Annotated in this window: 12 protein-coding genes; 5 read left to right on the top strand and 7 right to left on the bottom strand. The window is 67.6% G+C overall.

Going from position 1 to position 12,589, the window contains the following annotated elements:
- Window positions 1–58 precede the first annotated feature (58 nt).
- Window positions 59–1,441, top strand: a complete 1,383-nt coding sequence (locus ACFZCE_RS21890) for an aldehyde dehydrogenase family protein (RefSeq protein ID WP_390942620.1) — start codon at window positions 59–61, stop codon at window positions 1,439–1,441.
- Here ACFZCE_RS21890 and ACFZCE_RS21895 read toward each other — a convergent pair whose 3' ends face one another.
- Both ACFZCE_RS21895 and ACFZCE_RS21900 read right to left on the bottom strand, forming a co-directional pair.
- Window positions 1,442–2,722, bottom strand: coding sequence for a hypothetical protein (locus ACFZCE_RS21895; protein WP_390942621.1), 1,281 nt, complete (start codon window positions 2,720–2,722; stop codon window positions 1,442–1,444). It abuts the gene before it with no gap.
- Window positions 2,691–3,719, bottom strand: a complete 1,029-nt coding sequence (locus tag ACFZCE_RS21900; RefSeq protein WP_390942622.1) for a hypothetical protein — start codon at window positions 3,717–3,719, stop codon at window positions 2,691–2,693. The genes ACFZCE_RS21895 and ACFZCE_RS21900 overlap by 32 nt, the downstream gene beginning before the upstream one ends.
- 211 nt (window positions 3,720–3,930) lie before the next feature.
- Here ACFZCE_RS21900 and ACFZCE_RS21905 point away from each other — a divergent pair, with 211 nt between their 5' ends.
- A complete protein-coding gene (locus ACFZCE_RS21905; protein WP_390942623.1) occupies window positions 3,931–5,262 on the top strand; it encodes an MFS transporter in 1,332 nt (443 codons plus the stop codon).
- Between the two features lie 18 nt (window positions 5,263–5,280).
- Here ACFZCE_RS21905 and ACFZCE_RS21910 read toward each other — a convergent pair whose 3' ends face one another.
- Window positions 5,281–5,829: a DUF4865 family protein gene (locus tag ACFZCE_RS21910; protein WP_390942624.1), complete on the bottom strand. Its 549-nt coding sequence runs from the start codon at window positions 5,827–5,829 to the stop codon at window positions 5,281–5,283.
- Window positions 5,830–5,922: 93 nt separating this feature from the next.
- Between ACFZCE_RS21910 and ACFZCE_RS21915 the strand changes: the two genes are divergently transcribed.
- Entirely contained in the window at window positions 5,923–6,777 is an 855-nt protein-coding gene (locus tag ACFZCE_RS21915; protein ID WP_390942625.1) for a LysR family transcriptional regulator, read from the top strand.
- Here the strand turns inward: ACFZCE_RS21915 and ACFZCE_RS21920 are convergent.
- From ACFZCE_RS21920 to ACFZCE_RS21930, 3 genes are all read right to left on the bottom strand, one after another.
- Complete coding sequence (locus ACFZCE_RS21920; RefSeq protein WP_390942626.1) at window positions 6,774–8,009, bottom strand: HipA domain-containing protein; 1,236 nt, start codon at window positions 8,007–8,009, stop codon at window positions 6,774–6,776. The two genes, ACFZCE_RS21915 and ACFZCE_RS21920, sit on opposite strands and share 4 nt — an antisense overlap.
- Window positions 8,010–8,020: 11 nt before the next feature.
- Window positions 8,021–8,242: a helix-turn-helix domain-containing protein gene (locus ACFZCE_RS21925; RefSeq protein WP_390942627.1), complete on the bottom strand. Its 222-nt coding sequence runs from the start codon at window positions 8,240–8,242 to the stop codon at window positions 8,021–8,023.
- 144 nt (window positions 8,243–8,386) lie between these two features.
- The gene (locus tag ACFZCE_RS21930) at window positions 8,387–9,529 is read right to left on the bottom strand and encodes a PatB family C-S lyase (RefSeq protein ID WP_390942628.1); all 1,143 of its coding nucleotides are present in this window, start codon (window positions 9,527–9,529) and stop codon (window positions 8,387–8,389) included.
- Window positions 9,530–9,667: 138 nt separating this feature from the next.
- Between ACFZCE_RS21930 and ACFZCE_RS21935 the strand changes: the two genes are divergently transcribed.
- Complete coding sequence (locus ACFZCE_RS21935; RefSeq protein WP_390942629.1) at window positions 9,668–10,867, top strand: MFS transporter; 1,200 nt, start codon at window positions 9,668–9,670, stop codon at window positions 10,865–10,867.
- A 15-nt stretch (window positions 10,868–10,882) separates the two neighbouring features.
- Complete coding sequence (glsB, locus tag ACFZCE_RS21940; RefSeq protein ID WP_390942630.1) at window positions 10,883–11,803, top strand: glutaminase B; 921 nt, start codon at window positions 10,883–10,885, stop codon at window positions 11,801–11,803.
- Window positions 11,804–11,806: 3 nt separating this feature from the next.
- Here the strand turns inward: glsB and ACFZCE_RS21945 are convergent, their stop codons facing one another.
- Window positions 11,807–12,379 carry an ABATE domain-containing protein gene (locus tag ACFZCE_RS21945; RefSeq protein ID WP_390942631.1) on the bottom strand — a complete coding sequence of 191 codons (573 nt, stop codon included), beginning with the start codon at window positions 12,377–12,379 and terminating at the stop codon, window positions 11,807–11,809.
- Between the last annotated feature and the right edge of the window lie 210 nt (window positions 12,380–12,589).

The raw sequence follows: 12,589 nt of genomic DNA on the forward strand, positions 1-12,589 counted from the left end.
TTTTACTGAGCGCGCTTCAAGGTTAACGTGAAGGCCTGAAACAAGAGGACAACCTGCCATGACCACCCCGACCAGCCACGCGATTTCCCTGAACCCCACCACCGGCGAGCCGTTGCAGGCCTATGCCTATGACAGCGATGCGCTGCTGGAGCAAACCTTGGCCCGCGCCAGCGGCGGTTTTGCCGCCTGGCGCCGGCAACCCTTGGCCGCGCGCAGCGAAGCCATGGTGCGCCTGGCCACGGTGCTGCGCGCCGAAGCCGGTGCGCTGGCCGAAACCATCACCCTGGAAATGGGCAAGCCGATCACCCAGGCCCGCGCCGAAGTCGAAAAATGCGCGAACCTGTGCGAGTGGTACGCCGAGCACGGCCCGGCCATGCTGCACACCGAGGCGACCCCGGTCGAGGGCCGCCGCGCGGTGATCGAGTACCGCCCATTGGGCACCCTGCTGGCGGTGATGCCGTGGAACTTCCCACTCTGGCAAGTGCTGCGCGGCGCGGTGCCGGCGCTGCTGGCGGGCAACACCTACGTGCTCAAGCACGCGCCCAACGTGATGGGCAGCGCCTACCGGCTCAAGGCCGCGTTCGAGGCGGCGGGCTTCCCGGCCGGGGTGTTCGAGGTCAGTAACCTCCTCAACCCGCAGGTGGCGCGCGCCATCCAAGACCCGCGCATCGCCGCGGTGACCGTCACCGGCAGCGTGCGCGCCGGCTCGGCGATCGGCGCCCTGGCCGGGGCCGCGCTGAAAAAATGCGTGCTGGAACTGGGCGGCAGCGACCCGTTCATCGTGCTCGCCGATGCCGACCTCGACGCGGCCGTCAGCAACGCCATCATCGGCCGCTACCAGAACACCGGCCAGGTCTGCGCCGCGGCCAAGCGGCTGATCATCGAAGATTCACTGTACGCGGCCTTCAGCGAGCGCTTCACCGCCGCCGCCGCGCAACTGGTGGTGGGCGACCCGCTGCAGGCCGACACCTACATCGGCCCGATGGCCCGCTACGACCTGCGCGACGAACTGCACGGCCAGGTCCAGGCCAGCCTTGGCGAAGGCGCGCAGCTGCTGCTGGGCGGCCACAAGGTCGAAGGCGCCGGCAACTATTACGCGCCGACCGTGCTCGGCGAGGTAACCCCGAACATGACCAGCTTCCGCCAGGAGCTGTTTGGCCCGGTCGCCTCGTTGATCCGCGCCCGCGACGCCGAACATGCCCTGGCCCTGGCCAACGACAGCGACTTCGGCCTCACCGCGTCGATCTTCACCGCCGACGTGGCCCGCGCCCAGGCGATGGCCGCGCAACTAGACACCGGCGGCGTGTTCATCAACGGCTTCAGCTTCAGCGACCCTCGGGTGAGCTTTGGCGGCGTCAAACAAAGCGGCTTCGGCCGTGAGCTGTCGCACTTCGGCGTGCGCGAGTTCACCAATGCGCAAACCGTGTGGGACCGCAGCTGATCAGCCCGGCCAGAGGCTGTAGAACACCACCGCTTCGGCCATCAACACCACCAGCACCAGGCACAGGGTGGCGGTCAGGCTGAGGGTACGCTCGGCGCGGCGTAACGGCCGCGCCACCATGCGCTGGTACTCCTCGGCCGGCAGGAACTGGTACAGCCGCGTGTGCCAGTGCTTGCGCTGGGCCCGTTGCACGGCGATAAAGCGCCAGCCGATCAGCCCCACCACCGCGGCGTAGCCCAGGGTCAGCAGCATGACCGCGATCAACAGCCAGGCCGGCGCCTGGCTGCTGGCGCGGGCAGCCAGCATGGCAATGCCCACCGCCAGCGCGCCGGCCATGCGGGTGGCGGTTTCACGGCTGGCGTCAGTCGCCTTGGCCACCTCGTCGGTGACGGTTTTGCGCAGGTCTGCCAGGGCCTTGAGCACCTCGCTGGCCACTTCACACACCAGCATCTGATGGGCCAGCCGGGCGTTGGCCAGCGCCGCCGGCCAGGGCGGTGCCTGGCCCAGGGCATGGCGGGCGAGCTCCGCGGCCAGCAGTTGGTGGCGCACCCGCGCGGCTTGCGGGTCTTCGTACACCCACTGGGCGCAAGCGTGCAGCGCCTCGAAGTCGCCCTCCAGCGCACTCAGTGCACAGCGCCAACTGGCGCCTTGGGTGCCCTGGAACAGCACCTCGTCGGTACTGGCGTGGTACTCGCTGCACAAGGCCAGGGCCAATTCGCCGCGGGCGTAGGCCGCCCATTGCCGCTGCAGCGGGCAGGCGGGGTTCAAGCGCTGCCCGGCGGCCAACAACCAGGGCTGGAGGTTCTCCGGCACCCGCCCACCGCTGGCGTGGTCGCGCACCCATTGCCGCGGGCTGGCGGTGGGTGGGGCCGGGGCCCAGGGCGCTGCCCCTTGCCAGGGCAGGTAAAGCCGCCCCTGGGTGGCGAATGGTTGGCCTAACCCGGCCACCCGCCACACCGCCCCGGCCTGGCCCGCGCGCCACTGGGCCGGCAGGTTGCAACAGGCCAGCAGATACACGGCCGCATCGGCGCTGCCGTGGCGCTCGATCAACGCGGCCTTGCGCAGCAGCACCCGCAACGGTGGCAACGCCTGGGCCAGCTCGCCGGGCTGGTATTCGTTGCCGGCCAGGTCCTCGATCAGCACCTCGGCCCCGGCGGCGCGCGCCAACCGCGCCAATTCGCGCGCAGGGCCCACGGCCAGGCCGCTGACCAGCACCCGCGCCGGGGTTTCCTCAACGCCGGGGTGGGCGTTAATCCAGGCGCAGAGTTTTGCCAGGGGCAAGGCCGTTCACCACGATCTGGGCGGTTTCGATCACGATCTTGCGCTCGTGGTCTTCGAGGCGTACCCGGGCGCCGTCGCGAAAGTACACCCGCACCCCTTCCACGGTGACCAGTTGGCGCATCGCCGGCTGGCGCAGCACGGTTTTGTCCGGGGTGAACTCCAGGGCGTTGAGCTTGCTACGCGCCACATTGCGCTGGGCGACCTTGGCCAGGCGCGCTCTGAGCTTGCCATCGCTGGGGTTGCCGGCAGCGGCCAGCACCGCGTCGACCATCGCCGCCGGGCCTACCCGCTGGCAGCGGCCCAGGTGCCCTTGGCCAATGCGCAGGGCCTCGGTCACGTTCTGCTCGGGCAGGTACTTGGCCACCTGCTTGAGGGTTTTGGTCAATACCGCTTTGGCGATGGCGCTCAGCTCCTTGTCGCTCACCCGCCGGCTCACGCCCAGGAACGCGGCAAAAAAATCGGTAATGTCCGGGGCCTGGCGGGTGCGGTCACGGGCCGCCACATCGCTCTGCGCGGCGCCGCGCACCACCCGCACCAGGGCGCTTTTCTGCACGGCCTTCTTGTCGTCGACCAGCGCGGTGACGATGCGCCGCAGCGCATTGGCCGGGTCTTGCTCGATGGCCTCGCGGTAGTCGTACTTGATCAGGCTGTAGATCCGCGTGTAGGCGTCGCGCACCGACAGCTCGAACATGCACAGCACCCCGTCGCGGGTGGCCTTGCCCTGGTGCTGGCGCTGGAAGTTCGCCGCCAGGCTCTGGGCCCCACGCTCGAAGCTCAGCGCGCCGGAGGCGATCGCTTCGAAATCGCCGCGGGCGCTGGCGCCGGGCTTGAAACCGAACAGCGGCTCGCAGGCGGTATCGAGGATCTTGCGAATGAAAAAATCCGCGTGCTGCACCGGCCGCTCGGGCATGGGGATGAAATGGGGCGTGCCGACCACATGGATGATCATGCGCTCAATGGCCAGGGTGGCCTGCTCGGTGGGGGTGAAAAACGCCACTGTCGTCTCCTTGGGCGGGCAAGCGCCGGCCGTTTAAAACGATGCAAGGTAGGCGGCGGGCGAAGGTGCCGCTGTAGGCGTTTTCGGCAATTGCCGTGAGAAAACACGGCAAATGCGCGAACCTTTTCGTGGTTGCGTTACCAAATATTGCAGAGGTACGATGACTGACGCCTCGCCCGCTTCCAACAATAACGCGCGTGGGAGATAACCAGTGCCGATCACCCCCTCCACCCCCCTGCTCGCCTCGGCAGTCAGCAAGGTCAAGCGCCATGTGCTGCCGCTGTTCGTGATCATGTTCATCGTCAACTACATCGACCGGGTGAATGTGGGCTTCGTCCGCTCGCACCTGGAAACTGACCTGGGCATCGGCGCGGCCGCCTATGGCCTGGGCGCCGGGCTGTTCTTCGTGGGCTACGCGATTTTCGAAGTGCCGTCGAACATCCTCCTGCAACGCTACGGCGCCCGCGCCTGGCTGACGCGGATCATGCTGACCTGGGGCGTGGTGGCGATGGCCATGGCGTTCGTCAAGAGCGAAACCAGCTTCTACGTGCTGCGCTTTTTGCTCGGCGCCGCCGAAGCCGGCTTTTACCCGGGCATCCTCTGGTACTTCACCCGTTGGCTGCCGGCCGAGGAACGTGGCAAGGCCATGGCGATCTTCCTCAGCGGTTCGGCGATCGCCTCGATCATCGCCGGGCCGATCACCGGCGCGCTGTTGAACATCGAAGGCTTTGGCCTGCACGGCTGGCAGTGGATGTTTCTGATCGAGGGCGCGGCGTCGATCGTGCTGTGCTTCTTTGTGTTCGGCTTGATCCAGTCGCACATCCAGCAGGCCCGGTGGCTCAGCCAGCCGGAGCGCGACGCGCTGGAGCAGGCCATCGAGCAGGAGCAACGGGCCCGCGAGGCCGAGCACAGCGCCAAGCCTTCGCTGTGGGCGCTGTTGCTGGACCGGCAGATCGTGCTGTTCTGCTTCATCTTCTTTGCCATCGCCTTGACCATCTACGGCGCGACCTTCTGGCTGCCGAGCATGATCAAGCAGATGGGCGTGCAGAACGATTTTCAGATCGGCCTGTACAACGCCATCCCATGGGTGATCTCGATCGGCTGCATGTACGGCTTTGCCGCGCTGGCCCAGCGCTTTGGCCATACCCAACGCTGGTGCGCGCTGGCCTTGCTGATCGCCGCCGCGGGCATGTTCGCCTCAACCTATGGCAACCCGGTGTTTGCCTTTGTTGCCATCTGCTTTGCCTCGGTAGGCTTCAAGGCTGCCTCGGCGCTGTTCTGGCCCATCCCCCAGGGCTACCTGGATGCGCGCATCGCCGCGGCGGTGCTGGCGCTGATCAACTCGCTCGGTAACCTCGGTGGGTTCGTCGCGCCCACGGTGTTCGGGGTGCTGGAGCAACAGACCGGGTCGATCCAGGGTGGCTTGTACGGGTTGGCCGCCACCTCGGTGGTCGCGGCGGTGGTGGTGCTGGCGTTTGCCCGCGGTAAACCGGGCGCGGGCAAGCGCGGCGAGCCTAAGGTGCTGGCGGCACCCGCGCGCTAGGCTGGCCCGCCAGTTGCCTCACCACTCGGGCCTGGCCAGGTACAGCACCTCGTACACCTGCCCCGCCCCGGTCTGGGGGTGCTCGGCCAGCAGCACCTCAAGCAACTGCCAGCGTTGTGGGTCCAACGCGACCACGCTGGCGGCCACACCGGGTTGGGCCGCCCGGGCCTGGTTCAGCTCGCGCGCCTGCGCCAGGCTCGCCGCCAGGTCCGCCGCTGGCGCCAGTTCGCGCGCCTGGATGTGCGCATAGCGCGCCTTGGCTGCGGCGCCCAACTGCGCATCGAGGCTCAGCCAGGTGCTGATCGGCGCGCGGCCGTAGCTGTCGATCACGCCCTGGTAGCGCCCCTCGACGAGAAAATCCCGCACCCGCTCGGCGCTGTCCCACAGGTACAGCGAGGAGTAACTGTGGCCGCTGGCGCCGTGCAGGCCCTTCTCGCCTAATAGAAAAGCCTTGAAACGCAGGCCCGGCACGGCATCCCACAGCGGCCCGCGCTGAACGGCGCGTTCACGGATGATGTTCAGGTCGTAGTCGCTGGGCAGGCGGTGCAGGTAATGGGCAATGGTCATGGGTTTGAGCTCCGGTTGAGTGAAGCTCGAGCCTAAGCCTGCGCATGGATAACAAACAGGCATCGCTGTATATTTCAGCCATTGCACTTTGAAATGATTACCATGAAAACCCTCGACCTCGAAGCGGTGCAGGCCTTTGTGCTGACCACCGACCTGAAAAGCTTCACCCGCGCCGCCGAGTTGCTCGGCACCACGCAATCGGCGGTCAGCCTGAAAATCAAACGCCTGGAGGCAGCCCTGGGCCGGCGCTTGCTCGAGCGCACCCCACGGCAGGTGAAACTCAGCGCCGACGGCGTGGCCTTCGAAAGCGCCGCGCGCGGCTTGCTGGCCGCCCATGAACAGGCGCTCGGCGCCTTTGGCCGGCAGCCACGGCGGCTGGTGGTTGCCCTGAGCCATCACCTGGTCGGCGGCGAATTGCCCTGGCTGCTGCGCCGCCTGCATGAGGCCGCGCCGGCGCTGGTGTGGGACGTGCGCGTGGTGTCGTCGCGCGAGGCGCTGCTGGCGCTGGACGCCGGCGAGGTGGAAGCGGCGCTGGTGCTGGGCCACGACGCCAGCCGCGACGGTGGCGAGGTGGTGCTGCACGAAGCCTTCGGCTGGATGGCCCTGCCCGGCTTCGACTGGGCCGCGGGTGAACCGCTGCGGCTGGCCACCCAGGCCGAGCCGTGCAACGTGCGCAGCATGGCGGTGGCGGCGCTGGATGAGGCCGGGGTGGCCTGGCGCGAGGTGTTCGTGGGCGGCGGCATCATGACCCTCGGCGCCGCCGTGCTGGCCGGCCTGGCGGTGGCCGCGCTGGGCCGCCGGGTCGCCCCCGCCGGAAGCCACGACGCCGGCCCGCGGCTAGGCCTGCCGGCATTGCCCAGCCGTGAGGTGCAATTGCATTCGCAGGTGCGCGACGCGGCCGGGCGCGAGGGGCTGCGGGCCTTGTGCGCGGCGATCCGCGGGGCCTAGGCCGCCAATCGGGTGGCCATGTCGCGAATCACGCCGTGTACCACCTGGCGTAGCAGGCGCGCCTCCCCGGCCAGCAGTGTCGGGGCTTGCGCCGTATAGAGCTCGGCGGCGGCACGGGGCACCAACAGGCACTGCCGGTCGATCTCCCGCGCGGCGGCGGTGGGCGGCACGCCCAGCGCTATGGCCATCTCCAGCACTGGCGCACGGCGAACGTCGTGGTGCCGGCGCATCGTCGCGGTTTTCCACACCAGTTCGGTCTCCAGCCAGCCGTTACCTGGGGCATACACACTGGTGCAGAGCAGGTCGTAGTGTGGCGCCAATTCCACCCCTTCAGGCCGTACGAAGAAAGACAGGTTTTTCAGGTGTGAATCGTTGTTGCCGACGATCAGGTTGAATACCAACCAGCGAAACAACGCCAGCCGGGTCGCCGCGCGCGAGCGGCACATCGCCAATAGCCTGGCCAGGGTGCCAAGCGTGGCTTGCTGGTATTTCCAGATGGCTTCGATGCCCAGTAACTGGCAGGCATCGAGCACATACAGTCGTTTAGGCAGGTCCTGCGCCGTGGCCCGGTCAAACCGTTCGATCAGGTAGATGGGTTCCGGTACCCGCCGCCATTGAACCGCGGGCACCGGTAGCCCGCAACGGCGGGCCAATTCCATCACAAAACCCTCATTGGCCACGCTGTGCGGGTACAGCTCTGGGTCAGGGTGGTCAGGCTTGAGGATATGGGTCGACGGGAAGCTGCCAATGGGCTCGAACAATTCGCCCCCGCGCACTACCACCGCCAATTTGTGCTGTGCACCCGCCAGTGACATGCGCTTAGGTGCCTGAGCAGCCAGTGACGCTCGGGGCAGGCGGCGTATGCGCTCGCTCAGCGCCTCGGCTGGCAGAGGTTGCAGGCCGCCGGCCTCAGGCTCACTGCCCGGCAGGCGCAGCGTCAGCGCGCCCGCGGATTCCGCGCCGTAGCTGGCAAGCAAGCCAAAGGCGTCGGCATGCTCGACCTGGGCATCTTGCGCCAGCAGCGTTCGCGCCGCCTCCTCAGGCAGCAGGTTGTCAAAAAACCACTGCACTGGCCGTTCACTGGCACCGTCAGCAATCAGCCCGGCACTGCGGGGAAGCGAAGGCGCCAGGTCAAAAGCGTTTTCGCGGGCCTGCCATTGCGCCGCATAGCTGAACTGCCAAAGCCCTTGATGTTCACGTAGTTCACCCACCGCGTCGCGGTCGATGAACACCTGCAAGGCCCTCATGTGGGTACGTCCAGGTACACGCGCACGCCTAACTCCTCAAGCACCTGCAAAACGGTGCCCAGTGCCACGGTGGTCTTGCCCTGTTCCAGTTCACGCAGGGTCACGTGGCTGCGCCCGACCATGGCGGCCAGGTCGTCTTGGCGCACTCCTGAATCCTTGCGCAGTTGGCGAACGATGGCACCGATTTCGCTGGCGTGAGTAACCTGTTGCTGAGCCATGGCGGTTCTCGAAAAAACGAAAGTATGGTTTCGATTATAGCACCTGCGACCCTTCTCACATACTAAACGAAAGTAAACTTTCGATTCATGAATCAAAGCCTCTCGGATGCACAGAATCGAAACTACGCTTTCGAATACCGCGGCTTACTCCAATGCCCGCGCCATCCGCGCCACCCCCTCCTCCAGCAACGCCCGCGGGCAGCCAAAGTTGAGCCGCACAAAGCCCTGCCCGGCCTCGCCGAAGTCGGTGCCGGCGCTGAACGCCACGCGCCCGTGTTGCACGAAGTGCTTCTGCGGGTTTTCCAGCCCCAGCGCGCGGCAGTCGAGCCAGGCCAAGTAGGTGGCCTCCGGGCTGAGCATGCGGATGCCCGGCAGGCGCTCGGTGAGCGCGGCCAGCAGCCAGTCGCGGTTGCCTTGCAGGTAGGCAAGCAGTTCGGCAAGCCATGGCTGCGCCTGGCCAAGGGCGATGCGGGTGGCTTCCAGGCCGAGCACGTTGACGCTGTCGACCAGGCCCTTATGGCCTTGCTGGAAGCGCTTGCGCAGGGCCGGGTCGGTGATCACCGCGAAGGCGGTTTTGAGGCCGGCGATGTTGTAGGCCTTGCTCGCCGCCATCAGGGTAATGGTGCGCGCGCTGATGGCCGGGTCGAGGCTGGCGATGGGCACATGGCGGCGGCCGTCGAACAGCAGGTCGGCGTGGATTTCATCGCTGACGATCATCACGTTTTCCTGTTCGCACAGTTGGCCCAGTTCCAGCAAGGCTTCGCGGCTGTAGGCCTTGCCCACCGGGTTGTGCGGGTTGGACAGCAGCAAGGTGCTGGCGCCGCGCAGGGCGCTGGCGAGCTGGGCCGGGTCGCACTGCCACTGGCCATCGGCCTGGGGCCGCAGCAGCACTTCGCGTTGCTCCAGCCCCCAGTGGGCGGCGGCCAGGCGCAGCGGCGGGTAGTTGGGCACCTTCACCACCACCGGCTTGCCGGGCGGGGCCAAGGCCGCCAAGGCCATGTTGCAGCCGGGCACCACCCCGGGCAGCGGCACCAGCGCGGCTTCGTCTACCGCCCAGCCGTACTGGCGTTGCAGGTACGCCACCACCTCGGCGCGCCAGGCCTGGGTGGCCACCGCATAGCCCAACGCCGGGTGCGCCAGGCGCTCGCGGATGCCGTCGAGGATCACCGGCGCGGCGCCGAAGTCCATGTCGGCGATCCACATCGGCAGCACATCGGCCGGGTACGCGCTCCATTTGGTGCTGTCGGTGGCGTGGCGGGGCAAGACGGTGTCGAACAGTGGGTGCATGGCGGGCCTTTGCGGGTTCAGGCCCGCACCGCAGCATGCCGCGGGCCATTTCAGGGGGAACAGGTTACCGGGCATGCTCTGAAAATTCACCCCGGGCTTTGTTACACTCGCGTGCCCGCCCCGCGCTAAGGATCGCCCTTGAGCCCCGCCCTGCCCGCCGAACGCCCCGGCCCGCTGAAAATCGCCCTGCTGGGCCTCCTGCAGATTCTCTCCTGGGGTGGCTCGTTCTACCTGCTCGGGGTGCTCGCCGACCCGATCGTCGCCAGCACCGGCTGGCCACGCCAGGGCGTGCTCGCCGGGGCCTCGGTGGGCCTGCTGGTGGCCGGGCTGCTGGCGCCGCTGTGCGGCCGGCTGATCGCACGAGTGGGCGGGGCCACCGTGCTGGCCTGGCACGGCGTGTTCCTCACTGGCGGGTTGTGGCTGATGGCCGTGGCGCCATCGTTGCCGGTGTTTCTGCTGGCCTGGGTGATCATCGGCATCGGCATGGCCGGCGGCCTCTACGACGCGCTGTTCACTGCGCTGGGCGCCACCCACGGGCTGGGCGCCAAGCCGATCATCGTCGGCATTACCCTGGTGTCGGGGTTTTGCACCACGGTGATCTGGCCGCTGCTGGCGCTGCTGGTGCACACGCTCGGCTGGCGCTGGACCTGCGGCCTGTTCGGCACCCTGCTGCTGGGCATCTACCCGGCCTACCGCTTCGCCCTCTACGCCCCGCCGGTGGCGGCCGCCGCGCGGCACTCCGAGGCCCGCCAGGGCGAGGCCTTGCCGGGCAGCATCTATTGGGCGATGACCCTGGTGTTCGCGTTGTCGGCGGCCTTGATGACCTGCATCTCGATCGTGCTGCTGACCGTGCTGCAGGCCCGCGGCCACAGCCTGGCCTCGGCGATCGGCCTGGCCGCGTTGATCGGCCCGGCGCAGGTGCTGTGCCGCATCGCCGACCTGCTGTTCAAGCGCCAGGCGCCGATGACCACCGCGCTGCTCTCCTGCGGGTTGGCCGCCGCCGGGCTGCTGGTGGTGGACTTCGCCCCGGCCTGGGTGGCCTGGGGGCTGGTGTGCTATGGCACCGGCAACGGCCTGCGGGCGATCGTCAAAGGCACCCTGCCGCTGCTGGTGGTCAGCCCGGCGGCCTATGCCGAGGTCAGCGGGCGCATGTCGCGCCCGGCGCTGATCGCCCAGGCACTGGCGCCGGTGGCCTGCGGTTACCTGATCGCCCACCTGGGCAGCGAGGCGATGATCGACCTGATGGCGGCGATGGCGCTGCTGGCGTTTGCCCTGTGCCTCTGGCTGGCGAGGCTGGTGAAGGTGTATAAACGCGGCCCCGCGCCCATTCACCCTTGAACACACGAGCGCTTTATGCACGCTTTGCTCACTGACATCCTCCGCCAGGTTCGCCCGCTGATCGGCCAGGGCCAAGTGGCCCAGTACATCCCCGCCCTGGCCCGGGTGGTGCCCGACCAACTGGGCATCGCCGTGTATGGCGTGGATGGCCAGGTTTACAGCGCTGGCGACGCCCACACGCCGTTCTCGATCCAGAGTATTTCCAAGGTGTTCAGCCTGGTGCAGGCGATCGGCCATTCCGGCGAGGCAATCTGGGAGCGCCTGGGCCACGAGCCGTCGGGCCAGGCGTTCAACTCGATGGTGCAGCTGGAGGTGGAAAAAGGCCGCCCACGCAACCCGTTCATCAACGCCGGGGCGTTGGTGATCTGCGACATCAACCAGTCGCGCTTCGCCGCCCCGGCGCTGTCGATGCGCGACTTCGTGCGGCGCCTGGCCGGCAACGCCGAGCTCGCCGCCGACCGCGTGGTGGCGGATTCGGAATACCAGTTCCGCGCGCGCAACGCCGCCATGGCCTACCTGATGCAAGCCTTCGGCAACTTCAACAACGATGTAGACGCAGTGCTGCGCAGTTACTTCCACCACTGCGCGTTGGCCATGAGCTGCGTCGACGTGGCCCGGGCCTTTGGCTTTCTTGCCCATCGCGGGGCCAACCCGCACACCGGCGAGGTGGTGCTCAGCGCCCGGCAAACCCAGCAGGTGAACGCGGTCATGGCCACCAGCGGGCTGTACGACGAGGCCGGCAACTTCGCCTACCGGGTCGGCCTGCCGGGCAAAAGCGGCGTGGGCGGCGGCATCCTCGCGGTGGTGCCAGGGCGCTTCACGGTGTGCGTGTGGTCGCCAGAGCTCAACGCCGCCGGCAACTCCCTGGCCGGCATGAAGGCCCTGGAGCTGCTCAGCGAGCAGATTGGCGGCTCGGTGTTCTCGGCGCTGGGCTAGGGCTCACTCAGCTTTTTGCCGCTTGCGGTGCTCGGCCACCTTATGCCGGTTGCCGCACAGCGCCATGCTGCACCAGCGGCGCCGCTGGGCCTTGCTGTGGTCGTAGAACCAGAGGATGCAATCCGGGTGCTGGCATTGGCGCACCCGCTCGAAGCGTTCCTCTCGCAACAGTTGCGCGGCCGTGGTCACCAACGGTGCCAGCGCCGCGGTGATGCCTTGGTGCACCGGCTGGCGTTGCTCGGCGATGCCGCCCGCGTGCCACTGCAACTGGCCGTAGCTGGCGGCGTGGCGCAAAAAGCCGTTGAACAGGGTGAGGTCCGCCGGCGCATTGGCCTGGCGCGCCAGCACCAATTCACGCACCGCTTCGCGCAGCGCCCGGGCCTGCTCGAGCAATTGCCAGCGGTCGTAGGCTTCGGGCAGCGCCAGGCTGATGCCGGCGCGCGCGCACCAGTGCAGCACATCGGCGGCGCTGCGCCATTCGTCTTGCAGTTGGCCATCGACCTGCACCTGGGTGTTGAGCAGGTCGAGGGTGGGGTGGTCGGCGATGAAGAAGAAGTCTGCGGGGTGGTCGTGCATGGGAGCGCCAGTGTAACCCTTGATCTAGCTATAATAGGTTACCTCATGCTCATAAGTAACCTTTTTTGCTCGATAGAGGGCTAATGCTGTTCACTTAAGCCATTTCACGGCTTTGTGGAAGGGATCAATCTGTGAGCTCTGCTGATTTTGTGCATGAGCTTCAGGGCCCATCGCCCGGCACAGCCGGCCTCCCACTAGACTTGTGTAAGC

The organism is Pseudomonas sp. NPDC007930 (assembly GCF_042958985.1).
Lineage (GTDB): Bacteria > Pseudomonadota > Gammaproteobacteria > Pseudomonadales > Pseudomonadaceae > Aquipseudomonas.